General features: G+C 53.8%; 22 protein-coding genes. 5 read left to right on the plus strand and 17 right to left on the minus strand.

Annotated elements, in window-relative coordinates; all coding sequences use genetic code 11:
• The first annotated feature begins 55 nt into the window (after positions 1-55).
• On the plus strand, positions 56-835 hold the full coding sequence (gene elyC, locus CKK19_RS06415) for an envelope biogenesis factor ElyC (RefSeq protein WP_063854227.1): 780 nt from the start codon (positions 56-58) through the stop codon (positions 833-835).
• Here the strand turns inward: elyC and CKK19_RS06420 are convergent.
• From CKK19_RS06420 to CKK19_RS06480, 13 genes are all read right to left on the minus strand, one after another.
• Positions 812-1,705: a YcbJ family phosphotransferase gene (locus tag CKK19_RS06420; RefSeq protein WP_063854228.1), complete on the minus strand. Its 894-nt coding sequence runs from the start codon at positions 1,703-1,705 to the stop codon at positions 812-814. The two genes, elyC and CKK19_RS06420, sit on opposite strands and share 24 nt — an antisense overlap.
• Positions 1,706-1,835: 130 nt before the next feature.
• The gene (gene kdsB, locus CKK19_RS06425) at positions 1,836-2,582 is read right to left on the minus strand and encodes a 3-deoxy-manno-octulosonate cytidylyltransferase (RefSeq protein WP_023299728.1); all 747 of its coding nucleotides are present in this window, start codon (positions 2,580-2,582) and stop codon (positions 1,836-1,838) included.
• Positions 2,579-2,761, minus strand: coding sequence for a protein YcaR (ycaR, locus tag CKK19_RS06430; protein WP_003858220.1), 183 nt, complete (start codon positions 2,759-2,761; stop codon positions 2,579-2,581). Before ycaR ends, kdsB begins: the two co-directional genes overlap by 4 nt.
• Before the next feature lie 45 nt (positions 2,762-2,806).
• Positions 2,807-4,036, minus strand: a complete 1,230-nt coding sequence (locus CKK19_RS06435) for a winged helix-turn-helix domain-containing protein (protein WP_063854229.1) — start codon at positions 4,034-4,036, stop codon at positions 2,807-2,809.
• A gap of 43 nt (positions 4,037-4,079) precedes the next feature.
• Positions 4,080-5,057: a tetraacyldisaccharide 4'-kinase gene (gene lpxK, locus CKK19_RS06440; protein WP_063854230.1), complete on the minus strand. Its 978-nt coding sequence runs from the start codon at positions 5,055-5,057 to the stop codon at positions 4,080-4,082.
• Positions 5,054-6,802, minus strand: coding sequence for a lipid A ABC transporter ATP-binding protein/permease MsbA (gene msbA / locus CKK19_RS06445; RefSeq protein ID WP_023299725.1), 1,749 nt, complete (start codon positions 6,800-6,802; stop codon positions 5,054-5,056). Before msbA ends, lpxK begins: the two co-directional genes overlap by 4 nt.
• Positions 6,803-6,838: 36 nt before the next feature.
• Positions 6,839-9,103, minus strand: a complete 2,265-nt coding sequence (locus CKK19_RS06450) for a ComEC family protein (protein WP_063854231.1) — start codon at positions 9,101-9,103, stop codon at positions 6,839-6,841.
• Between the two features lie 212 nt (positions 9,104-9,315).
• Positions 9,316-9,603, minus strand: a complete 288-nt coding sequence (gene ihfB, locus CKK19_RS06455) for an integration host factor subunit beta (protein ID WP_003858233.1) — start codon at positions 9,601-9,603, stop codon at positions 9,316-9,318.
• A gap of 170 nt (positions 9,604-9,773) precedes the next feature.
• Positions 9,774-11,447 (minus strand): 30S ribosomal protein S1, encoded by a 1,674-nt coding sequence (gene rpsA, locus CKK19_RS06460; RefSeq protein WP_003858235.1) that lies wholly within the window; start codon positions 11,445-11,447, stop codon positions 9,774-9,776.
• 111 nt (positions 11,448-11,558) lie between these two features.
• Positions 11,559-12,242, minus strand: a complete 684-nt coding sequence (gene cmk / locus CKK19_RS06465) for a (d)CMP kinase (protein WP_015570968.1) — start codon at positions 12,240-12,242, stop codon at positions 11,559-11,561.
• A 185-nt stretch (positions 12,243-12,427) separates the two neighbouring features.
• Positions 12,428-13,711 (minus strand): 3-phosphoshikimate 1-carboxyvinyltransferase, encoded by a 1,284-nt coding sequence (gene aroA / locus CKK19_RS06470; RefSeq protein ID WP_023299723.1) that lies wholly within the window; start codon positions 13,709-13,711, stop codon positions 12,428-12,430.
• Positions 13,712-13,779: 68 nt separating this feature from the next.
• On the minus strand, positions 13,780-14,868 hold the full coding sequence (gene serC, locus CKK19_RS06475) for a 3-phosphoserine/phosphohydroxythreonine transaminase (RefSeq protein WP_022647627.1): 1,089 nt from the start codon (positions 14,866-14,868) through the stop codon (positions 13,780-13,782).
• Positions 14,869-15,030: 162 nt separating this feature from the next.
• The gene (locus CKK19_RS06480; RefSeq protein WP_023299721.1) at positions 15,031-15,723 is read right to left on the minus strand and encodes a DUF421 domain-containing protein; all 693 of its coding nucleotides are present in this window, start codon (positions 15,721-15,723) and stop codon (positions 15,031-15,033) included.
• 127 nt (positions 15,724-15,850) lie between these two features.
• On the opposite strand from CKK19_RS06480, the gene ycaO reads away from it, so the two are divergent.
• From ycaO to pflA, 4 genes are all read left to right on the plus strand, one after another.
• On the plus strand, positions 15,851-17,611 hold the full coding sequence (gene ycaO, locus CKK19_RS06485) for a 30S ribosomal protein S12 methylthiotransferase accessory factor YcaO (protein WP_063854234.1): 1,761 nt from the start codon (positions 15,851-15,853) through the stop codon (positions 17,609-17,611).
• A gap of 405 nt (positions 17,612-18,016) precedes the next feature.
• Positions 18,017-18,874, plus strand: coding sequence for a formate transporter FocA (gene focA, locus CKK19_RS06490; RefSeq protein ID WP_017384832.1), 858 nt, complete (start codon positions 18,017-18,019; stop codon positions 18,872-18,874).
• Positions 18,875-18,925: 51 nt separating this feature from the next.
• Positions 18,926-21,208 (plus strand): formate C-acetyltransferase, encoded by a 2,283-nt coding sequence (gene pflB / locus CKK19_RS06495; protein ID WP_022647624.1) that lies wholly within the window; start codon positions 18,926-18,928, stop codon positions 21,206-21,208.
• A 203-nt stretch (positions 21,209-21,411) separates the two neighbouring features.
• On the plus strand, positions 21,412-22,152 hold the full coding sequence (gene pflA, locus CKK19_RS06500) for a pyruvate formate lyase 1-activating protein (protein WP_003858250.1): 741 nt from the start codon (positions 21,412-21,414) through the stop codon (positions 22,150-22,152).
• Positions 22,153-22,188: 36 nt separating this feature from the next.
• Here pflA and CKK19_RS06505 read toward each other — a convergent pair whose 3' ends face one another.
• From CKK19_RS06505 to CKK19_RS06520, 4 genes are all read right to left on the minus strand, one after another.
• Entirely contained in the window at positions 22,189-22,710 is a 522-nt protein-coding gene (locus CKK19_RS06505) for an anti-virulence regulator CigR family protein (RefSeq protein WP_032624534.1), read from the minus strand.
• 123 nt (positions 22,711-22,833) lie between these two features.
• Positions 22,834-23,982, minus strand: coding sequence for an MFS transporter (locus CKK19_RS06510; protein WP_022647622.1), 1,149 nt, complete (start codon positions 23,980-23,982; stop codon positions 22,834-22,836).
• Positions 23,983-24,256: 274 nt separating this feature from the next.
• Positions 24,257-25,120: a dimethyl sulfoxide reductase anchor subunit family protein gene (locus tag CKK19_RS06515; protein WP_063854233.1), complete on the minus strand. Its 864-nt coding sequence runs from the start codon at positions 25,118-25,120 to the stop codon at positions 24,257-24,259.
• A gap of 1 nt (position 25,121) precedes the next feature.
• Positions 25,122-25,460: 4Fe-4S dicluster domain-containing protein (locus CKK19_RS06520; RefSeq protein ID WP_164961767.1), on the minus strand; the 339-nt coding region annotated here is incomplete at its 5' end.

Here is a 25,460-nt window from a genome sequence, read left to right on the forward strand (position 1 = left end):
GGTGTAATATCACGGGCAATCGCCTGCTGTATGGTTAAAAAAGGAACCAAAAAGGATGCTTTTTACCCTAAAAAAATATATCGGAGGCATGATGCTTCCCCTTCCCCTGCTGTTGCTTCTCATCGCGCTGGGGCTGGCATTGATATGGTTTAGCCGCTTTCAGAAAAGCGGTAAATCCCTCGTCACCGTGGGCTGGCTGGCGCTGCTGTTACTCAGCCTGCAACCGGTCGCTGACGGTTTGTTACGCCCGATTGAAAACACCTACCCTACATGGCAGGGAAACCAGAAGGTGGGCTATATCGTGGTGCTGGGCGGCGGGTATACCTGGGATCCTAACTGGGCGCCCAGCTCGAACCTGATCAACAACAGTCTGCCGCGTCTGAACGAGGGGATCCGCCTGTGGCTGGCCAATCCGGGATCGAAGATGATCTTCACGGGCGCTGCGGCAAAAACCAACCCGGTAAGTACCGCTGAAGCAGGGGCAAGAGTGGCTGAATCGCTTGGCGTACCACGTTCCGCCATCATCACGCTGGATAGCCCAAAAGATACCGAAGAAGAAGCTGCTGCGGTGAAACAAGCCATCGGTGATGTGCCGTTCCTGCTGGTGACCTCTGCTTCACACCTGCCGCGCGCAATGATTTTCTTTGAGAATCAGGGCCTGCATCCGCTTCCTGCTCCGGCAAACCAGCTGTCCATTGACGCCCCGCTCAACCCGTGGGAACGGATAATCCCGTCCCCGGTATGGCTGATGCACAGCGACCGCGTCGGTTACGAGACGCTTGGCCGCCTGTGGCAGTGGCTTAAGGGTTCGTCAGGCAAGCCAGGGCAGGAGTGATTTTGCGGCCAGATCGAAACTGGCCCGATTAAAGCGCCCGGTGTTGACCAGTTGCGCCACCTCATCCCAGAGAAGATAGAGCCAGCGTCGCCAGAGAAAGGCCTCCGCAACGGGGGCGCGCTGAAGATAGTGCCAGAGCAAATCTTCCGCCGCCCCGCCCTCGCTCAGCCTGGACAGTTCGTACTCGCGCGGCGCCCAGAGCATGATCCCCGGCCCGACCATTGCCAGAAGCTGATCGCTGCGCGAGTCTTTAAGCATACTGCGCAGCGTGAAGTTGCCGTGAACCAGCACGCAGTTGTCGTTAAAGCCCTCAAACAGCGTCGGCAGACACTCCCGGGTGCGGAACAGAATACGTTTGTCCTGCATCGTTAAACCGGTGTTGTTGAACTGGTTCAGCGTGCCCCACAGCACTTCAACACGCTGGCGATACCACAGCGGCCACAGGTTTTCCTGGGTGCTGTCTACCGCGCCAACAAGACCCCGGCTGTCCTGCCGATGCCAGGCAAGCAGAGCCTCGACAATCTGATCTTTCAGCTGTTCCCAGCGCTCCGGTGTACGCGTCGGAGCTTCAACAGAAACCCCGCGTAAACGTTCAATAAGCAGAACATCCGGGCCGGGATGCTCCTCATGGGTCATCACGCCGTAGACCGTCGGCATACGGACAGTCCCTTCCCGCGCCAACATCGACATTTTCCAGGCCAGCTGTCTGGCGACGCCCGGCGAGGTAAAACTTCTGGCCATCAGCGGCATGGGGTTTCCCTGACTGTCGTACAACGACCAGAGTGCGGTATCGGCCTTTTCATTCACGCATTCCACCCGGCTTAGCTGTTCGCCAAGGAGATGGCTGAGTTCAGCACGCAGCTGTTCCATATGAGATTACCCCCATTAAGACTACTGCTTTTATAATGAGCGCGCGAACCCCGGATGTCACCCGGTCGAGATCAATAATGAAAAAGAAAAGGAAGAGAACATCCCCCCAGAACGAGGGGATGGCAGCGAATTAACGCAATTCGACGCGTACGCGATCGAGATCTTCAGGCGTATCCACGCCGGTGCCAGGGACTTCCTGGGCAACCGCAACGTGAATTTTCTCGCCGTACCACAGCACGCGAAGCTGTTCGAGCATTTCGATATGCTCAAGCGGGCTTGGTGCCCAGGCGACATAGCGACGAATAAAGCCGGCGCGGTAGCCGTAAATACCGATGTGGCGCAGGAAGGTTTCGCCGATCGTCTCTTTCGATTGCGCGAAACGATCGCGATCCCACGGAATGGTGGCGCGGGAGAAATAGAGCGCGTAGCCCTCTGCGTCCATGACCACTTTCACCGCATTCGGATTGAACGCCTCTTCAGCGTGGTGAATCGGCACCGCAAGGGTCGCCATGCCAACCTTACGCTGGGCCAGGTTGTCGGCCACCTGACGGATAATAGCCGCCGGGATCATCGGCTCATCGCCCTGCACGTTCACAATCACCGTCTCGTCACTGAAACCGCATTTTTCGACGACTTCCGCCAGGCGCTCGGTGCCTGACTGGTGGTCGGCACGGGTCATGCACACTTCCCCACCCGCGGCCTCAACCGCTCGCGCGACATCCGGGTGATCGGTGGCGACGATGACGCGTCCGGCGCCCGATTCGCGTGCCCGTTCAAGGACATGCACAATCATCGGTTTACCGTTGATATCCACCAGCGGTTTACCTGGCAGGCGCGTTGAAGCATAACGCGCAGGGATAATGACAACAAAACTCATGGTTTGATCTCTTCTGCCACCAGGGAACGGGCTTCATTTTCCAGCAGGACCGGAATACCGTCACGCAGCGGGAACGCCAGGCTGTCCAGTTTGCAAATCAGCTCTTGTTTATCCTGGCTGTAATACAGTTTGCCATTGCACACCGGGCAGGCAATAATTTCAAGTAAACGGTGATCCATAGTTCCTCCGTATGGGTAATTGCTAAAGCTTACCACATTCTTTTTTCAGGGAGTGCCTGTTTCCCAGCCACCTCGACAGGTCGTAAACAGCCCCGCAGGCACGCGACCGAGTACAATTTCATACGCCCCCTGCCATCGCGCAAATTCACCGAGCGCAGACGTTAGCCCTTTTTCCAGGCCAGCCGTGACTTTTATGCCCTCTTCCAGCCAGAGCGCGATAACTTCAAGCATGCCGGTTTTACGGTGCATTTTAGCGTCCATGCGCCCGACAAGCTGCCCTTTATGAAGCAACGGCAAAACAAAATAACCGTACTGACGCTTTTGCGCCGGGGTGTAGCATTCCAGACGGTAGCTGAAATCAAACAGCTGTTCGGCCCGCTTTCTGTCCCAGACTACGGGGTCGAATGGCGAGAGCACGGCACTGTGGGTCGCCTGGAGTTTGCCCTCTTGCGCCTGTGCCAGCAGAGGGAACAAATCCGCATGCAGCCACATTTCACCTAACGACTCAACCGAGACCGGCATCACGCGCTGTTCACGCTGCCACGTTTCCAGCAGCGGTTTTAGCTGCGGCTGACGCAGGCGATAATAATCCGCCAGCCACTGTGGGCGGAATATGCCCAGGCTGCGGGCGCTGTTCCCGAGCATGATGGCTTCGGCTGCGTCCTGAGACAGCAGGTCACGCGTATCGTCCCAGTGAGGCATAACGCGGTGCGTGAGGTCATAAACGCGCTGAAAGTTGCGGCGCTCGACCACCATCACTTTGCCCGACGTAAACAGCCCTTCAAGATGGCGTTTGTGCGGTTTCCACTCCCACCATCCGCTTGCGCCTTTTCGCGGGTGTTCAAAATCCGCAGAGCGTACCGGACCGTTTTTCTGAATATGGGCAATCAGTTGCTCTATTTCATCCGCGTGTTCCGCCATCCATTCCTGGCGGTATTTCCAGCCCATTTTGTCCGGGGCGAGCATGCGGTGACGCACCAGTGCAAAATCGCTGCGCGGGAGAAAACAGGCTTCATGCGCCCAGTATTCCATCAGTTCGCCCTGACTTAGCGCATTATCCAGCCACTGCGGAGGATAGTTTCCCAGGCGGCTAAACAGGACCAGATACGGGCTACGCGCCACGATGTTAATGGTGTCGATTTGCAGCAACGACATGCGTTGCACGGTAGAGAGGATATCAGCTGGCTGCGCGCGGCGGCGGGACTTCTTCAGAAGCCCCTGGGCGGCAAGATGCAGGTTGCGTGCGGCTGCAAGTGAGAGTTGCGGTAGAGACATGCGTTTTCCTGTCAGTCAAAGCGCTACCGGAACCACGTAGAAGTTACTGCACTAACGCGAGCAGTTCCTTGAGCAAATGTTCCGGCTGTTCGCCGCTGAGTTCAGCATCAACCGGCAGATACCACCAGTTTTCTTTCGCAAAGGCCCGGCATTTTACCGCGTCTTTTTCCGTCATGATCAGCGTCTGGCCCGGTGCGGCCAGCCTCTCAATCTCTTCGGCAACCAGCGCCTGGTGATCGGCCAGCGGTACCCGTTTCTCCAGCCGCGCGCCGCACTGCTCCAGCGTCGCGAAGAAACGCGGCGGATGACCAATCCCGGCCATCGCAATCAGATGATCCAGTAACGCGACGTCTTTACGCTCGCCGGTCAGCATATTCACTGCCTTTCCGGGACGAAGATGCATCGGGATCTCACCCGCTCTGGCTTCACCACCGTTTACAATCACGGCATCGACGCTCTTCAGGCGCGACGCACGCTCACGCATTGGACCGGCTGGCAGCCACCAGCCGTTGCCAAAACGCCGCACGCCGTCAATAACCACGATCTCTTTGTCACGCGCCAGCGCGTAATGCTGCAAACCATCATCGGTAATTATGATTTGTACGTCATGCTCTGCAAGCAGTGCCTTTACGGCATCACTGCGCATCGGCGATACCGCAACCGGCGCGCCAGTACGTTGGTAAATCAGTACCGGCTCATCACCGGCTTCAGCGGTTGTCGTAGCTGGGCTCAGCACCAGTGGATACTGCGCCGCTTTACCACCGTAACCGCGTGAGACAACTCCCGGGCGGATACCGCGCTTCTGGAGCTGTTCTACCAGCCAGATCACCACCGGCGTTTTGCCGTTTCCCCCCGCCGTCAGGTTGCCGACCACCACTACCGGTACCGGTGCGCGGCAGGCGCGCTTGATCCCGAGGCGATAAAGCAGACGAATAGCACTGCTCACCAGGCCATACAGCCAGGAGAGCGGGAGAAGCAGCACCCACAGAGGGGATTCACCCGACCAGATGCGTGCAATCATTGACCGAACTGCATTTTATGAAGCTGCGCGTAAACACCACGTTGTTCCAGCAGGTCCGCATGGCTGCCGCGTTCAACGATAACGCCGTCTTCCACCACCACGATTTCGTCAGCCTGTTCGATGGTCGACAGACGGTGCGCGATAACCAGCGAGGTACGGTTTTTCTGTAATTCATCCAGAGCCGACTGGATAGCGCGTTCAGATTCCGTATCCAGTGCGGACGTTGCTTCATCGAGGATCAGAATCGGGCTGTTGCGCAGCAGCGCTCGGGCAATCGCGATACGTTGACGCTGACCACCGGAGAGCAGCACCCCGTTTTCGCCAATGATCGTATCCAGACCGTTATCCATTTTGTTAATGAAGTCCATCGCATAGGCCATACGCGCCGCATTCTCGATCTCTTCACGGCTGTACTCTTCGGTACGGGCATACGCAATGTTGTTCGCCACCGTATCGTTGAACAGATGCACGTTCTGCGAAACCAGCGCGACCTGGTTACGCAACGACTGTAGGGTATATTCCCGCAGGTCGTGACCATCAAGCAGGATTTCGCCCTGGTCGATATCGTAGAAACGGGTAATCAGGCTGGCAATAGTCGACTTGCCCGAACCGGAACGACCGACCAGTGCAACGGTCTTACCCGCCGGGATGGACAGGCTGATATCACGCAGCGCCGGCACTTCACGGCCTGGATAGGTAAAGGTCACGTTGCGGAATTCCAGGTCACCTTTAGCGCGCTCTATCACGCGTGTACCTTCATCTTTTTCTTGTTCGGAATCGAGGATGCTGAACAGCGTCTGACAGGCTGCCATCCCGCGCTGGAACTGGGCGTTGACGTTAGTCAGCGATTTCAGCGGACGCATCAGCGCAATCATGGATGAGAACACCACGGTAATGGTACCCGCAGTCAGGGTTTCCATGACGCTCGGGAAGCTTGCTGCATACAGGACGAAGGCCAGGGCCAAAGAGGCAATCAGCTGAATGATCGGATCGGAAATCGACGAGGCCGATACCATTTTCATCCCTTGCAGGCGCATTTTGTTGCTGACCTTGTCAAAGCGTTTGGTTTCGACTTCCTGACCGCCGAAGATCAACACTTCCTTATGGCCTTTCAGCATCTGCTCGGCGCTCGTAGTCACCTGCCCCATCGTATTCTGCATATTTTTACTGATGTTGCGAAAACGCTTTGATACCACGCGGATCGCGATGGAGACAATCGGCGCCAGCACAATAAGGATCAGCGACAGTTGCCAGCTGTAATAGAACATCATCGCAAAAAGACCGATGATGGATGCGCCTTCACGCACAACGGTAATCAGTGCGCTGGAAGAGGACGACGCCACCTGCTCTGAATCGTAGGTAATACGCGACAGCAGGGTACCGGTTGACTGTTTGTCAAAGAATGAGACTGGCATCCCCATCATATGGCTGAATAACCGACGGCGCATGGTCATCACCACTTTACCGGATACCCAGGAGATGCAGTAGCTGGATACATAGCTGGAGATTCCGCGTAAGATCATCAGCCCAATAACCACCAGCGGCATCCATAGCAGCACTGAACGATCCGTTTTACCAAAACCGTCATCCAGTAACGGTTTGAGAAGCGATAACATAAACGTATCGCTGGCTGCGTTGAGGATTAACGCTACGCCCGCCACGATCAAGCCTGCTTTGAAAGGTGCAATCATCGGCCAGAGCCGGCGGAACGTTTGCCACGTGGAGAGATCTTTGTCGTTATGCATTCAAAAAACCAGCATTTGTTGAAATAGCCGCATATTCTACCCGTTATCTACGGGCGCGCCAAACCACTGATGATACCAACGCGGTAAATAGTGTTCACGTAAGCGGCGAATTTGCCGACTTTGGTGCGAAAACGTCACAGTTATCTGTCCGGACTGCGGGGTATCAAGCCAGAGATATCCCTCAGTTCGATAGCGCCTGACTACTTTGATGGAAGGGAAACGCCACGCGTTATAGCGGGCCATCGAGGCCAGCGAAACCTGCCCCTCTACGCGCTGTAGCAGCGGTGTTGAGGATGACGTGTTACTCCCATGATGCGGCACCTGAATCAGTGTAGCCGCAAGTTGACGCCAGCGGTGGCTCAACATTGCCAGTTCTGCCTGCGCTTCAATATCTCCGGTCAGTAAAACGCTCTGTTCGCCGTCATCGATTTTTACCACGCAGGAGCGGTTGTTACCTTTCGCCGAGGTGTTTTCGGGTGGCCAGTGCACGGAGAACGTTAACCCATGCCACTGCCATCGCTGTCCACGAAAGCACGGAAGATGTCCGGTCCAGGCTAAGGGGCTTCTGATCCACATTGCAGGCCAGGCAGCTTTTAGCGATGCCAGTCCCCCCGCGTGGTCGAGATGTTCATGGCTCAGGATCACCCCTTCCGGCCTAAGATGATGCCAGCGTAGCCAGGGAATAATCAGCTGCTGCGCGCTGTCCCCACCGGGCCATGCCAGCCCGGTGTCATACAGAATGGCCTTCCCGTGACGCTCAATGACCATCGCCAGCCCTTGCCCTACATCCAGCATATGCAGGGACCAGCTGTCAGTTTTAATCCTGTGCCAGAGGGGAAATGCCATCACCACGCTGCCTGCCAGACAGACTGCGGGTACTGCGCTGAAGGCCCTGAATCGCCAGCCAATGATCAGCAGCCACGGCAGTAACGTCAGGTATTGCCAGCGTTCATCCACGTCCTGCCAGCCATTCGGTAAACGCATCAATAGCCAGAAAAGTCCTGCCAGAGATTTATCTGCTGCCAGCCAGACGATACTTTCCAGCGTCGCCACCGGAAACAGATGCAGAAACATGCCGAGCAGGATCAGTGGAACTGAGATAAACGTTACCAGAGGAACAGCAAACAGATTCGCCACCAGCGAGGAGAGACTGAAACCATGGAAGATCAGTACCTGAAGCGGCAACAGAAGCAGCAGCATTCCAACCTGCAAATACAACAGCGTAACCAGCGGCCGCAGGCACCGGCCACGTTGCCAGTGCGGGAGAGGCAACCACTGATACCAAAAAATAAGCGCGGCGACCGCAAACGCAGATAACGCCAGGCTTTGTGACAGTACCGCCAGAGGATCGAAAATCAGGATCGCCGCCACGCAGGTAAGCCATACCTGCCAGGGCGACCACTGGCGACCACTCATTTTTAATGCAGCCAGTACCACAAGCGCCATAACCGTACGCAGCGCGGGCGGCTGCAATCCCGTTAGCCATGCGTAAAACGCGGCAAAAAGCAGACCTGCCAGTAAGGGCACTTGCCAGATAATCCAGCGGCCCGGCAGGAAAAATTGGATGCCCCGAGCCAGTAGCCAGACAGCAGAAGCGGCCAGCGCAATATGCAATCCCGAGATTGCCATCAGATGCATCGTTCCGGTCTCACGCATCAGGTTTTTTATCTCCCGCGAGACCGACAACCGCTCCCCCATCCCCAGCCCCAGGATCACGGGCCCCCACTGATATGCTGAAAGCGTATTCTGTAGTGATGTCAGGTATTGCGAACGCAGGCTACAGCGTGCGTCGATAATCTCCGCATGGGTAAACCGTCCGCTCAGCGTCTGGTGTCGGGCAAAGGCGTTTTTCTGCGAATCATAGCCGCCATCGTTGAGCTCTCCGTGTACCGCCCTGAGCCGCAGGGTCATTGCCCAGCGTTGACCCACGCAGACATTTTGAGGCAGATAGTTGCCGTAGAGTGACACGCCCATGGCAGCCCACACGCGTTCTCCATTGAGGCTGATAATCTTTCCCTGATGCATCGTTGCGCCGTCCGTTGCGGTAATAACCACCTCGGCCTGCTGCGGAACTTTCGTTAAATGGTTCATCGGCCACACGCTTTCCTGAGCGGCCAGGATCCCCCAGCACATAAAAAGCAATGCGAGGCCTGAAAACCTGAGCCATTTTCTCTGCTGTACGGATAACGCAATTCCTGCGGCAATCAGCAACCAGACAATATGCAAGTCTGGCAAAACGGGTAACCAATAGAGCGGGATTATGGCCAGAATGGCGCACATACTGATAACGTGGATCCCCATCTTCACCTCCATGTTTCAGGCGATTATGCGGCGGGACTGATGCGTCGTCAGACAGAAAAGGCGTGATTTACAGCGGGCGCTGCAACGTTTTTAAGCGTTTACAGCAAGGAGAAAATGAGAATGCGGCGCGTATTCAGAAATGCAGGGGCGGGATACAAAAAAAGCACCCTAAGGTGCTTTCTTTAAACTCAGTTTAACCCTGATGATTAAACTCAGTTACCGTAAATATTGGCGCGATCGCGCAGTTCTTTACCCGGCTTAAAGTGCGGAACATACTTTCCTTCCAGCTCCACTTTATCGCCAGTCTTCGGGTTACGCCCGGTACGTGGTGCACGATAGTGCAGGGAAAAACTACCGAAACCGCGGATTTCAATGCGCTCGCCCTGGGCAAGAGTGGTAGCCATATGCTCCAGCATCTCTTTAACGGCATCTTCCACAGCCTTGGCAGGGATATGCGGTTGCTGACTGGCAAGTCTTTCAATCAATTCTGACTTGGTCATGATTCCTCCGGTTCCTTTCAAACCCATTAGCTGAACAGCTTATTAAACAAGGGCGGCCGTAGCCGCCCTTTGTTATTGATTACAGGACGAATCCTGCAATCTGTCAAGTCTGCTCTCCATCCTTCGCGCTGTAAATGCGTTACAGCTCAAATGATGGTGCGAACCTGAACTTACTCGCCTTTAGCTGCTTTGAAAGCTTCAGCCATTGCGTTGTTAGAGAAGTTTGCATCTTCCTGTTTGTTCACAGTTGCGATTGCATCTTTCTCATCAGCTTCGTCTTTAGCACGAACAGACAGGCTGATTGCACGGTTCTTACGGTCAACACCGGTGAACTTAGCTTCAACGTCGTCACCAACGCTCAGAACCAGAGTTGCATCTTCAACGCGGTCACGTGAAGCTTCGGAAGCGCGCAGGTAACCTTCAACGCCGTCAGCCAGTTCTACGGTTGCGCCTTTAGCGTCAACAGCAGTCACTTTACCGTTTACGATTGCGCCTTTCTTGTTCAGTGCAACCCAGTTGTTGAACGGATCTTCTGCGAGCTGTTTAACGCCCAGGGAGATACGTTCACGCTCTGCGTCAACCTGCAGAACAACTGCTGCGATTTCGTCGCCTTTTTTGTATTCACGAACTGCTTCTTCGCCTGCAACGTTCCAGGAGATGTCAGACAGGTGAACCAGGCCATCGATGCCGCCGTCCAGGCCGATGAAGATACCGAAGTCAGTGATAGACTTGATTTTACCTTCAACACGGTCGCCCTTGTTGTGGGTTTCCGCGAACTGCTGCCATGGATTGTTTTTGCACTGCTTCAGGCCCAGGGAGATACGACGACGTTCTTCGTCGATATCCAGAACCATCACTTCCACTACATCACCAACGTTAACAACTTTGGATGGGTGGATGTTTTTGTTGGTCCAGTCCATTTCGGAAACGTGCACCAGGCCTTCAACGCCTTCTTCGATTTCAACGAAGCAGCCGTAGTCGGTCAGGTTGGTAACGCGACCAGTCAGTTTAGTACCTTCTGGGTAACGCTTAGCGATAGCTACCCATGGATCTTCGCCCAGCTGTTTCAGGCCGAGGGATACACGAGTACGCTCGCGGTCGAACTTCAGCACTTTAACAGTGATTTCGTCGCCCACGTTCACGATTTCGCTTGGGTGCTTAACGCGTTTCCACGCCATGTCGGTGATGTGCAGCAGGCCATCAACGCCGCCCAGGTCAACGAATGCGCCGTAGTCAGTGAGGTTCTTAACGATACCTTTGACTTCCATGCCTTCCTGCAGGTTTTCCAGCAGCTGATCGCGTTCTGCGCTGTTTTCGGATTCGATAACGGCACGACGGGAAACAACAACGTTGTTACGCTTCTGGTCCAGCTTGATTACTTTGAACTCAAGCTCTTTGCCTTCGAGGTGCAGGGTGTCACGGACTGGACGAACGTCTACCAGAGAACCTGGCAGGAACGCACGAATACCATTCAGCTCAACAGTGAAGCCACCTTTAACTTTGCCGTTGATAACACCGACCACAGTTTCAGCTTCTTCGTAAGCTTTTTCCAGCGTGATCCATGCTTCGTGACGTTTAGCTTTCTCACGAGACAGCAGGGTTTCGCCGAAGCCGTCTTCTACTGCGTCCAGAGCAACGTCAACTTCGTCACCTACCTGGATTTCCAGCTCGCCCTGGGCGTTTTTGAACTGCTCAGCCGGGATGGCGGACTCAGATTTCAGACCGGCGTCAACCAGTACTACGTCTTTGTCGATAGCAACAACAACACCGCGAACGATGGAACCCGGACGGGTTTCGATTTCTTTTAAGGATTCTTCAAACAGTTGAGCAAAAGATTCAGTCATGTTTAATCTTCAGGTTAATATTAACGTCCACCTGGCTCCGTGCCGGATGGGGTTGTTTCACATACCCGCCGTCAATCCATTGCAGCGGGGGTACTGCTAAATCGGTCGCGATTACGCGAGTGCCAGTTTTTGGCGCGCATATTGTAGCGCTTTTTCAATCACTTGCTCAATAGTTAAACTGGTTGAATCCAGCACTAATGCGTCTTGCGCGGGAACAAGTGGTGCGACGGCGCGGTTACGATCGCGGTCATCGCGCTCTTTTATCTCGGATAAAAGGCGATCAAAGTTAACACTAAACCCCTTTTCCTGCAACTGAAGCATGCGGCGTTGAGCACGTTCTTCCGAAGAGGCGTCAAGGAAAATTTTCACTGGCGCATCAGGGAATACCACGGTTCCCATGTCGCGGCCGTCGGCGATCAGCCCCGGCGCTTCGCGGAAACCGCGCTGGCGACGTAACAGCGCTTCACGAACGCGTGGGAAAGCCGCCACCTGAGAGGCCGCATTGGCCACTTCCTGCGTACGGATTTCACCGCTGACATCTTCCCCTTCCAGGATCACTTCAAGGTTGCCATCAGTAGAGACAAAGCGCACATCCAGATGTGCAGCCAGCGGTACCAGCGCTTCTTCAGACGCAACATCTACATGATGATGCAGCGCAGCCAGCGCCAGCACGCGATAGATTGCTCCCGAATCTAAAAGATGCCATTGCAATGCTTCCGCCATCGCTTTGCACAGAGTACCTTTCCCTGCGCCACTTGGCCCATCAATGGTGATTACCGGGGCAATTGCCGTCATCTTTTTCTCCTTAATTAAGGCATACCGTTTACATGAACGCCGCGCATTATACGCGCCAACGTGCGCAACTGTTACCTTTGCGTGCAAATTACGGAATGATTGAAGCAGAGTGTAGAAGAAATGAAAGAGGATGACTGTCAGAAAGCGTAAGGAAATGCCGCATCAGGAGATGCGGCATACGATCGTCAGGCCAGGGTGCTAATGCGCGCCAGCTGTTCGAAGTAGTCCGGGAAGGTTTTCGCCGTGCACTTCGGGTCAAGGATGGTGACTGGCGTATCTGACAGCGCCACCAGCGAGAAACACATCGCCATGCGGTGATCGTTGTAGGTGCCAATTTCTGCAAATTGCAGTTTTGCCGGCGGCGTGACGCGAATGTAGTCTTCGCCCTCTTCTACCACCGCCCCCACTTTACGCAGCTCGGTTGCCATTGCGAACAGGCGGTCAGTCTCTTTTACGCGCCAGTTATAGATGTTACGCAGCGTGGTGGTGCCTTTCGCAAACAGCGCAGCGGTGGCGATGGTCATTGCCGCGTCAGGAATATGGTTCATGTCCATGTCGATGGCGTTCAGCTCACCGTGCGTACAGGAGATGAAGTCATCGCCCCAGGTCACAACCGCGCCCATTTTTTCCAGCACGTCGGCAAAACGAATGTCGCCCTGCACGCTGTTGCGACCAATACCCGTCACTTTTACCGTACCGCCTTTAATCGCACCCGCGGCCAGGAAGTAGGACGCGGATGACGCATCCCCTTCAACCAGGTAGTTGCCCGGAGACTGGTACTGCTGTGCCCCGCGCACCACGAAGCGCTGATAAGACTGGTTTTCCACCTCAACGCCGAAGGTTTTCATCAGGTGCAGCGTGATATCAATGTACGGCTTAGAGACCAGGTCGCCTTTAATGCTAATCACGGTATCATTTGGAGCCAGCGGTGCGGTCATCAGCAGTGCCGTCAGGAACTGGCTGGAGACGCTACCGTCAACCTCAACATTATCGCCAGTGAAACCACCGCGCAGACGCAGTGGCGGGTAATTTTCTTGCTCAAGATAATCAATCTGCGCGCCGCCCTGACGCAGGGCATCGACCAGGTGGCCGATCGGACGCTCTTTCATGCGCGGCTCGCCGGTCAGCACAATATCGTTGCTCCCAAGACACAGCGCAGCGGCCAGAGGACGCATCGCCGTACCGGCGTTACCCAGGAAAAGCTCCAGCGCTTCAGCGGAATGTAATGCGCCGCCGTTACCGGTGACTTCACAACGGGTACGATCGTCTGACAGCGCGTACTGAACGCCCAACGCTTTCAGTGCATTGAGCATATGGCGCACGTCATCGCTGTCCAGCAGGTTGGAAAGGACGGTGGTGCCGTTTGCCAGAGCTGCCAGCAGCAGAGCGCGGTTCGAGACACTTTTTGAACCAGGCAGATTAATGGTGCCATCTACCCGCGCGATAGGTTGTAACGTCAGGGATTCCATGAAACTTAACTCTCAACTCAACATAATAAAAACCCCGCAGGAACGCTGCGGGGGTGAAAAACAGCCAATTAACCGTGACGACGTTCGAAGTCGATCATGAAATCAGTCAGGGCTTTAACGCCTTCCAGCGGCATCGCGTTATAGATAGAGGCACGCATACCGCCTACCACACGGTGACCTTTCAGCGCATGCAGACCCGCCGCGAAGGACTCTTCCAGGAACACGTTATCCAGGTTGTTGTCCGCCAGCTGGAACGGCACGTTCATGCGCGAACGGTTAGTTTTGGCGACATCGTTACGGTAGAAATCGCTCTTGTCGATCACGCCGTACAGCAGTTCAGCTTTTTGCTGATTGATCTTGTCCATCTGCGCCACGCCGCCTTTTTGCTTCAGCCATTTGAAGACCAGGCCGGAGAGATACCAGGCGAACGTTGGTGGAGTGTTGAACATGGAATCGTTGTCGTTCAGGACGGTGTAATCCAGAATTGACGGGCAAGACTTATGGGCTTTCCCCAGCAGGTCTTCACGCACGATAACGATAGTCAGACCCGCAGGACCGATGTTTTTCTGGGCACCCGCGTAGATGACGCCGTAGCGGCTGACGTCCAGCGGCGTGGACAGAATGGTGGAGGAGAAGTCCGCCGTCACAATGACATTTTCGCCAAAGTCTGGCTCTTCGTGAATAGCGATACCGTCGATGGTTTCGTTCGGGCAGTAATGAAGATACGCGGCGTTGTCAGAAAGCTGCCACTCACTCATCGGCTTCACGGCGCGCATACCGTCAACGGTCACTTTGGCATCGATAACGTTCGGCGTGCAATATTTGTGCGCTTCTTTTACCGCACTGGCCGCCCAGTAGCCGGCATCAACGTAATCAGCGGTGGATTTGTCGCCCAGCAGATTGAGCGGAATACCCGCAAACTGACCGCGTCCACCGCCGTGACAGAACAATACTTTGTAGTTCGAGGGAATGTTCAGCAGATCGCGAAAATCCTTTTCTGCCTCTTCCGCCACCTGAATAAACGCTTTACCCCGGTGGCTGACTTCCATCACCGACGTACCCAGACCGTTCCAGTCACACAGCTCCTGTTGAGCCTGTTTGAGCACGTCTGCCGGTAACATTGCCGGACCTGAACTGAAATTAAAGACTTGAGCCATTTCCCCTCACCACGCTAAAAGCCATAAGTTATAACTGTGGATATCGGTTTTATCATTCAGTGACACGCGCCGCAATGTCTAAAACTTATGGCCGAAGAAATGTGCCCCTCGTCACACAAAACAATCTGCCGTACCGTTGTCGCAAAACCGACAATATCGCTGTCAGGTAATGCGTTTAGCCCGGCTAACCTTCGTCCATTCTGGATTTGTACAGCGAGGGCATAATTGATGATCGCCCGCCTGCATGACCACCACGTGGCTGCATTTTATGCAAGCATACTGGCCCGCATCAGGGACGGTTTTGTATCGCTCGATAAGCATATCCGGCAGTATGCACAGGCCCGGCTTGACCTCATCGTCAGGATAGTAATAGACGCTGATTTGACCGTTCGTTTCCATAATCGCCAGACGCACCTGCCCCAGTTGTTCAACGCTGCTTATACGTAGCTCCATAAAGAACTCAAACTCCGTCATATTGGCGCTTTGCACATTCTCCCAGGCCAGTTGACCATCTTCGACAATCACCACCGGTTTTCCTTCGAACAGATCTTCCAGTTTTTCACTTTTCGACATCAGCCACATGACCAGCCGGTACAGCAGCGCAAGCGTCACGAAGACGATAAAAACCGGCACCATCGGCACATCGTCATAAAAGGCAACGTCCCCTGCCGCCGAACCCAGCGTCAGGATAATCAGCACTTCAAACAGTGACATCTGCCGCACGCCGCGACGTCCGGTGATTTTCAGAAACAGGAAGACGAGTACAAAGGTGTACAGGCTACGCAACGCCACTTCGCCTAAAAACTCAGGTGGGACTTTATCAAACGCCATCCGCTGGAGATCAAATGCTTTCATTTTTTTATGCCTTAACAGTAGGTTACTGCTTATAAGCATAGCCCAGCCATTTATTTTCGCCGGAGATAGCACCCGTCACGCAAAACCCGTATCATTGCGCGCTTTACGTACGATAAAAGTGAACGCCATGACTCAAACGTTTATCCCCGGCAAAGACGCCGCTCTGGAAGATTCCATCGCTCGCTTCCAGCAGAAACTGACCGACCTGGGCTTTAATATCGAAGAAGCCTCCTGGCTGAATCCGGTGCCTCACGTCTGGTCCGTGCATATTCGCGACAAAGACTGTGCGCTGTGCTTCACCAACGGCAAAGGCGCGACCAAAAAAGCGGCACTGGCCTCTGCGCTGGGTGAGTATTTTGAGCGTCTGTCCACCAACTATTTCTTCGCCGACTTCTGGCTGGGTGAAACGATTGCCAACGGCCCGTTCGTTCACTACCCGAACGAAAAATGGTTCCCGCTACCCGAAGACGACGAACTGCCGGAAGGCATTCTTGATGCCCGCCTGCGCGCGTTCTACGATCCGGAAAACGAACTGACCGCCAGCATGCTGATCGACCTGCAATCCGGCAATGAGGATCGTGGTATCTGCGCCCTGCCGTTCACCCGTCAGTCTGACGAGCAGACCGTTTACATTCCAATGAACATCGTTGGCAATCTGTATGTGTCTAACGGTATGTCTGCCGGTAACACCCGTAACGAAGCGCGTGTACAGGGGTTGTCTGAAGTTTTCGAGCGTCACATCAAAAACCGTATTATTGCTGAATCCATCAGCCTGCCGGAGATCCCGGCTGACGTGCTGGCGCGCTACCCGGGCGTGGTGGAATCCATCGCCAAACTGGAAGCGGAAGGTTTCCCAATCTTTGCTTATGACGGCTCTCTGGGCGGCAAATATCCGGTTATCTGCGTGGTACTGTTTAACCCGGCAAATGGCACCTGCTTCGCCTCTTTCGGCGCGCACCCGGACTTCGGCGTGGCGCTGGAGCGTACCGTGACCGAACTGCTGCAAGGTCGTAGCCTGAAAGATCTCGACGTCTTCACCCCGCCAACCTTTGATGACGAAGAAGTCGCCGAGCACACCAACCTCGAAACGCACTTCATCGACTCCAGCGGTTTGATCTCCTGGGATATGTTCAAACAGGACGCGGACTATCCGTTCGTGGACTGGAGCTTTGCCGGTACGACGGAAGAAGAGTTCGCCACCCTGATGGCGATCTTCAACGCGGAAGATCAGGAAGTCTATATTGCCGACTATGAACACCTCGGCGTTTATGCGTGCCGTATTATTGTGCCGGGTATGTCGGACATCTATCCGGCAGAAGATCTGTGGCTGGCGAACAACAGCATGGGCGCGCATCTGCGTGAAACCCTGCTGGCCCTGCCGGGCAGCGAGTGGGATAAAGAAGATTATCTGAACCTGATCGCCCAACTGGACGAAGAAGGACACGATGATTTCACCCGCGTACGCGAACTGCTGGGTCTGGCAACCGGAAAAGATAACGGCTGGTACACGCTGCGCATCGGCGAGCTAAAAGCGATGCTGGCGCTGGCGGGCGGCGATCTGGATCAGGCTTTGGCCTGGACCGAGTGGACGATGGAGTTTAACCAGTCCGTCTTCTCCGCCGAGCGCACTAACTATTACCGTTGCCTGCAAACGCTGCTCCTGCTTTCTCAGGAAGACGACCGCGAGCCATTGCAGTATCTGAACGCCTTCGTCCGCATGTACGGTGCAGATGCCGTTGATGCTGCCAGCGCTGCGCTGAGCGGTGAAGAACCGTTCTATGGCCTGCAAGCGGTTGACAGCGATCTGAAAGCCTTCCCGGCGCATCAGTCACTGCTGAATGCGTATGAAAAATTGCAGAAGGCTAAAGCCGCTTACTGGTCAAAATAAGCGCATATAACATTAATGGCTGTAGGCGTATTCAATCGCCTGAGCTATATTACGGGGCAATTTCATTGCCCCTTTTTTTTATTTTTCCGCAATGACGTTTAATTGTAATAATTAAGTTAACCACGGGTAAATATAAAAACGCTTACCTGGGCTTTACTGTTACTAATTCTAATAAATACTCCATTTTAATTAACTGTTCCACGGGAGGCTGAAGGAAAAAATTCAACTCTTTTCATAACTTTTAAAATTTATTTTTATACGGATAATCAAATACTTACTCCGCTTTTGCTGTAAAACCATACACACTGCGGGCCTATAAGCCAGGCGAGATATGATCTATATCAATTTCTCTTCTATAATGCTTTGTTAGTATCTCGTCGCCGACTTAATAAAGAGAGAGTTAGTGTGAAAGCTGACAACCCTTTTGATCTATTACTCCCCGCTGCGATGGCGAAAGTTGCCGAAGAAGCGGGTGTCTACAAAGCAACGAAACATCCGATGACGACGTTCTTTCTGGCCATTACGGCTGGAGTGTTCATCTCCATCGCTTTCGTCTTCTATATCACAGCCACCACCGGCACTGCCGGGATGCCTTTCGGCATAGCGAAACTGATTGGTGGTATTTGCTTCTCACTGGGTCTGATCCTCTGCGTCATCTGCGGCGCCGACCTCTTCACCTCAACGGTGCTGATTGTTGTGGCAAAAGCCAGCGGAAGAATTACCTGGGGTCAACTGGGGCGCAACTGGCTCAACGTCTACGTTGGCAACCTGATTGGCTGTCTGCTCTTTGTTCTGTTGATGTGGCTTTCTGGCGAGTACATGACCGCCAACGGCGGCTGGGGGCTTAACGTCCTGCAAACCGCCGACCACAAAATGCACCATACATTTATCGAAGCCGTTGCTCTCGGCATCCTTGCAAACCTGATGGTCTGCCTGGCGGTCTGGATGAGCTACTCTGGTCGTAGCCTGATGGATAAAGCCATGATTATGGTTCTGCCGGTTGCGATGTTTGTTGCCAGCGGCTTTGAGCACAGTATTGCGAATATGTTCATGATCCCGATGGGGATTGTTATCCGCAACTTTGCAAGCCCGGAGTTCTGGACTGCTGTTGGTTCAACCCCGGAAAGTTTTTCACACCTGACTATTATGAATTTCATTACTGATAACCTGATCCCCGTCACTATCGGGAACATTATCGGTGGGGGTCTGTTAGTTGGGTTGACATACTGGGTCATTTACCTGCGTGGCGGCGATCATCATTAATGGTTGTCTCAGGCAGTAAATAAAAAATCCACTTAAGAAGGTAGGTGTTACATGTCCGAGCTTAATGAAAAGTTAGCCACAGCCTGGGAAGGTTTTACGAAAGGTGACTGGCAGAATGAAGTCAACGTCCGTGACTTCATTCAGAAAAACTATACCCCGTATGAAGGTGACGAATCCTTCCTGGCTGGTGCGACTGATGCAACCACCAAGCTGTGGGACAGCGTAATGGAAGGCGTTAAACTGGAAAACCGCACTCACGCGCCAGTTGATTTTGACACCTCCGTTGCTTCTACCATCACTTCTCACGATGCTGGCTACATCAACAAAGCCCTTGAGAAAATCGTTGGTCTCCAGACTGAAGCACCACTGAAACGCGCAATCATCCCGTTCGGTGGCATTAAAATGGTTGAAGGTTCCTGCAAAGCGTATAACCGCGAGCTGGACCCAATGCTGAAAAAAATCTTCACCGAATACCGTAAAACCCATAACCAGGGTGTATTCGATGTTTACACCAAAGACATTCTGAACTGCCGTAAATCTGGCGTTCTGACCGGTCTGCCAGATGCCTATGGCCGTGGCCGTATCATCGGTGACTACCGTCGCGTTGCGCTGTACGGTATCGACTTCCTGATGAAAGACAAATACGCGCAGTTCGTCTCTCTCCAGTCTGACCTGGAAAACGGCGTAAACCTGGAAGCGACTATCCGTCTGCGTGAAGAGATTGCTGAACAGCACCGTGCGCTGGGTCAGATCAAAGAGATGGCGGCTAAATACGGCTGTGATATCTCTGGTCCTGCAACCAACGCTCAGGAAGCTATTCAGTGGACCTACTTCGGCTACCTGGCCGCGGTTAAGTCTCAGAACGGTGCAGCAATGTCCTTCGGCCGCGTATCCACCTTCCTGGATGCGTATATCGAACGCGATATCAAAGCAGGCAAAATCACCGAGCAAGACGCTCAGGAAATGATTGACCACCTGGTCATGAAACTGCGTATGGTTCGTTTCCTGCGTACTCCAGAATATGATGAGCTGTTCTCTGGTGACCCAATCTGGGCAACCGAATCTATCGGCGGTATGGGCGTAGATGGCCGTACGCTGGTAACCAAAAACAGCTTCCGCTTCCTGAACACCCTGTACACCATGGGTCCTTCTCCGGAGCCGAACATCACCGTTCTGTGGTCTGAAAAACTGCCACTGAACTTCAAGAAATTCGCCGCTAAAGTGTCCATCGACACCTCTTCTCTGCAATACGAGAACGATGACCTGATGCGTCCGGACTTCAACAACGACGACTACGCTATCGCGTGCTGCGTAAGCCCAATGGTTGTTGGTAAGCAAATGCAGTTCTTCGGTGCGCGTGCAAACCTGGCGAAAACCATGCTGTACGCAATCAACGGCGGCGTTGACGAAAAACTGAAAATGCAGGTTGGTCCTAAGTCTGAACCGATCAAAGGCGACCTTCTGAACTTCGACGAAGTGATGGAGCGCATGGATCACTTCATGGACTGGCTGGCTAAGCAGTATGTCACTGCGCTGAACGTCATCCACTACATGCACGACAAGTACAGCTACGAAGCCTCTCTGATGGCGCTGCACGACCGTGACGTCGTTCGCACCATGGCGTGTGGTATCGCAGGTCTGTCCGTTGCGGCTGACTCCCTGTCTGCAATCAAATATGCGAAAGTTAAACCAATTCGTGACGAAGATGGTCTGGCTATCGACTTCGAAATCGAAGGCGAATATCCGCAGTTTGGTAACAACGACGCTCGCGTTGATGACATGGCGGTTGACCTGGTAGAACGTTTCATGAAGAAAATTCAGAAACTCACTACCTATCGTAACGCTATCCCGACTCAGTCTGTTCTGACCATCACCTCTAACGTTGTGTATGGTAAGAAAACCGGTAACACCCCAGACGGTCGTCGTGCTGGCGCGCCATTCGGCCCAGGTGCTAACCCAATGCACGGTCGTGACCAGAAAGGTGCGGTTGCCTCTCTGACCTCCGTTGCTAAACTGCCGTTTGCATACGCGAAAGATGGTATCTCTTACACCTTCTCTATCGTGCCAAACGCGCTGGGTAAAGACGACGAAGTACGTAAAACTAACCTCGCGGGTCTGATGGATGGTTACTTCCACCACGAAGCGTCCATTGAAGGTGGTCAGCACCTGAACGTGAACGTGATGAACCGTGAAATGCTGCTCGACGCGATGGAACATCCTGAGAAATATCCTCAGCTGACCATCCGCGTATCTGGCTACGCAGTACGTTTTAACTCCCTGACGAAAGAACAGCAGCAGGACGTTATCACCCGTACTTTCACTCAGTCCATGTAAGTGGAATTGACTGAAATCACGCGTTAAAAAGCGTACAATAAAGGCTCCACGCAAGTGGGGCCTTTTTAACACCCTCGCTTCATCAGTCTCTTTTGTCCGCTATCTATACTTAATGGATAACAGCCAAAACAGACTCGACATAGCCTTTGAGCTGTGCATCTACATAGGCCCCCGGATGGGCCAAATTCGGAGATATCACCGCAATGTCAATTATTGGTCGCATTCACTCCTTTGAATCCTGTGGCACCGTCGATGGCCCGGGGATCCGCTTTATCACTTTCTTCCAGGGCTGCCTGATGCGCTGCCTGTACTGCCATAACCGTGACACCTGGGACACCCATGGCGGTAAAGAAGTCACCGTTGAGGATCTGATGAAAGAGGTGGTGACCTATCGCCACTTCATGAACGCGTCCGGTGGTGGCGTGACGGCATCCGGCGGTGAAGCCATTCTTCAGGCTGAATTTGTGCGCGACTGGTTCCGCGCCTGCCATAAAGAAGGTATTCATACCTGCCTCGACACCAACGGCTTTGTGCGCCGTTACGATCCGGTTATTGATGAACTGCTTGAAGTGACCGATCTGGTGATGCTCGATCTCAAGCAGATGAACGATGAGATCCACCAGAATCTGGTTGGCGTCTCAAACCACCGTACGCTGGAATTTGCCAAATACATTGCCAACAAAGGCGTCAAGACCTGGATCCGCTACGTGGTGGTACCGGGCTGGTCAGATGATGATGATTCTGCACATCGTCTGGGCGAATTTACCAGGGATATGGGTAACGTGGAGAAAATTGAACTCCTGCCCTATCACGAGCTGGGCAAACACAAATGGGTGGCAATGGGTGAAGAGTACAAGCTCGATGGCGTGAAGCCGCCGAAAAAAGAGACGATGGAGCGCGTCAAAGGTATTCTTGAGCAGTATGGCCACAAGGTCATGTATTAACGAAAAGGCCCGGTGAAAACCGGGCCTTTTTATATTCTATTTAAAGACGCCGTTAATCACCGAAGTCACAATCGCGGTACTCAGCGCAATTAAGACCAGGTCGTCACCCACCACGCGCCATTCATAGCCCGGATAAGAAGGAAGCTGACCCAGCATATCGGCTGGCACGGTTTTCTTCGCAATGCCCGGAGGCAGTGGCTTACCGCGCGCCAGGTTTTTCGCAATACCCGGAGGCAGAGAGTCGTAGCCCGTTAAGCCGTAATTCAGTGCCAGATGGCGGGCATGATCGAAGCTCACGCGGACGTCAACATCATGACCAACATCGTTGCTGTTTTTAAAGCTCTTATCCGATTTCCCTGGATTATCCTGGCCGTTATTGTGCTTATTACCATGGTTACCAGCGTTCCCGTTACCATGATTGCCGCTATTACCTTGTCCGCCACCGTTTCCGTGACCACCGCCATTCCCGTTTCCTGGATTAGCCATGGCCGGAGCCGTTGCAAACGTTAAAGCCAACACTACGGCAAGTGCGGTAGTGGAAAAACGACGAGTAGACATGATTGCTGCCTTTTAGTGGTAGAACTCATTTGAATTATCGCCAGGCAGTAAAAACTCACAATAAGTAAAAGTCTTATATGTGACAGGGACAAAAAAGCCTGTCATCGACAGGCTTTTATTTAATCAGGCATGTGCCACTGGCGTTGGGTGCTCGCCCGCTTTGCGCAGCAGCATTAACAGATAAATAAACGATACGCTGGCGATCATGATAAACAGCAGATTATCAGAGTAATTTTGCATGAGCATAGCGGTAAAAGTCGGCCCCAGTAAACTGCCGATGGTGTAACTCAGCAACAATGCCTGGTTCATCGCCACCAGCTGGTGATGCTCAACTTTCTCACAGGCCCAGGCCATCGCGACCGGATAGAGCGTAAAACCCGCAGCCCCCAGAATGAACAGCGCAGGCGCCATCGCGGCGTTGCTGAGCATGGCGAGACAGCCCATGATGACCACGAAAACCTGGACGCGCAGCACCAGCAGACGACCAAAGCGGTCCGCCAGGCGGCCAATCGGCCACTGACCGACAATCCCCGCGCTGACCATCACCGCCATCCAGAAACCGATCCCGGAATCGCTGACGCCCTGATGGTTGAGATAGAGCGGCATCAGGCCATAGAGCGACCCCAGCACAATCCCGGAAATAATACAGCCGTTAATCCCCAGGCGCGCCTGACGCAGTCTCAGCATCGGCCAAACGTGCGTGGCCTCCTGATGCTCACTGCTCTGGTTCACGATACGGGTAAAGAGCAGCGGCAGAATTGCGGCCAGCACCATCCCTGTTACCCATGGCAGAACGCTCATCAGGTCGGTTGGGAATTTGCTGACCATCAGTTGTCCCAGAACGGTCCCGACGTAGTAAACCATCATATAAGCCGCCAGCAGACGCCCGCGATTACGGGACGTGCCGCTGCACATCAGCGCACTTTCAACCACCACCCAGATCATGGCGCAGCCAACGCCCGCAATAAAGCGCCAGACCATCCAGCTCCAGAAGCCGACCATCAGTCCTAAACCGGCGCATCCGACGGCAAAGATCAGTGACGCCAGATAATAACTGCGGTTAAAACCAAAGCGCTTAATAAGGCTGCCCGTTAATAAGGTGCCCAGCAGATTGCCCGTAAAAAAGGACGAGCTAACCATACCCACCTGCCAGGTTGGTAAGTTTTCATGGGCGAGCCATAGCGGGACGAGTGTGTTCAACACCGCGATCGCCAGGGTCAGCAAAAGCAGGCCACAGAGCAACAAAAGCACCGGGCGGGTATAGGTGGTCATGGATTAAAAACCGTGAGGAAGTTCAGATTTCGTGCGCATCATGCCACTGGCAAAAACAAAGTCAATCCACCGATTCAGGCGTCACGCACGATATGCGCCTTGTCGATTTAAAAAACTCATCCTGCTAATGCAAAGCCTGCTACCAATATTAATTATCTATTTGTTTTTATTTATTTCCGGGAATTTTAACAGCGAAACATCAGTCGAAAAATTTCATGAATGAAAAAAGAAAAGCCGGGCACTATGTCCCGGCTTTTTATGACAAAATCTAAAATTAGCTGGCGACAGCCATACCGACCGTCATATGCAGACCGTAAAATACGCCGCGACCAATTAACTCCCCTGCCAGCACCAGCACAAAGGCCAGTGACAGCAACGGTAGCGCAGGCGCGTAACCTTTAAGCTGAGGGGCAATCCAGCACACCAGCGCCGCCGTCAGCAGCAGCACACGCCAGGCCATCAGAGAACCGTAATCCGGTACCAGCGCCGAAGCCTGTTGGATAGAGCTGTGAATCGTCGCCAGCTCCGCTCCCTGCATAAGCGCTACAACGGTACTGATGACCAGTGCCAGCAGCGAGACCGCGGGCAGCAGGCGCATCGCCCAACCATTAATGCCAGCTACACGCAGAAGCAGATAACCCAGCAGCGGCCCGCCAATAAACATGGTCAGGAAGAAGCTCATCGGCGTCCAGACGCTGTACCAGGTCGGAACGGTATCGATGGTGTTGTACACCCGGACCATCATCCAGACGAAGACAACGCCCAGTACCATGGTGACGATGAGCCACAACGCACGTAACCCTGACGGCAGCTTTTTCAGCGCTGCCAGTAACCACCCCAGCCCGCCAACTGCAAAGAAGATTGCGCCGCTGGCAATCTCGTTACTCAGCGAAGAGGCACCTACGCGGTTCAGGGAGTTAAACGCGCGCATCGGTGAGCCCAGGTGCAGCGTAGAGGCGATAAACCCAATCCCCATCAACACCCACAGGCCAAACATGCTCAACACTAAACGCTGCTGCTGTTCAGCATTGAGGTTCCCTTTTAACAGCGCCAGCGCAAGGACGATAAACCCGCCTGCAACACACTGCCCAAAGACCGTGAAGATCATAAGCGGCCATTCATGCCATCCACTTCCCATCTCACACCTCCTTCGGGTTTGCCAGGTAGCCGGTGGTGTCACCCGTCGGACGGCTGTTGGCGTTAGGTTTAATCACAATACTCGGCTTCGTGAAGTGCGCAGACGGCAGCGGCGCGACCGCAGCAAGCTGACCGTGTTTTTTACGCAGCTCTTCAATCGGGCCAAAGTCCAGCGCGCGCAGCGGGCAGGACTCGACGCAGATGGGCTTTTTGCCGTCCGCCACGCGGCTGTGGCAGCCGTCGCACTTGGTCATGTGGCCTTTAGCCGCGTTATACTGCGGCGCACCGTACGGGCAGGCCATGTGGCAGTAGCGACAGCCAATGCAGACATCCTCGTCCAC

Source organism: Enterobacter sp. CCUG 70166 (genome assembly GCF_020224095.1).
GTDB lineage: Bacteria > Pseudomonadota > Gammaproteobacteria > Enterobacterales > Enterobacteriaceae > Enterobacter > Enterobacter intestinihominis.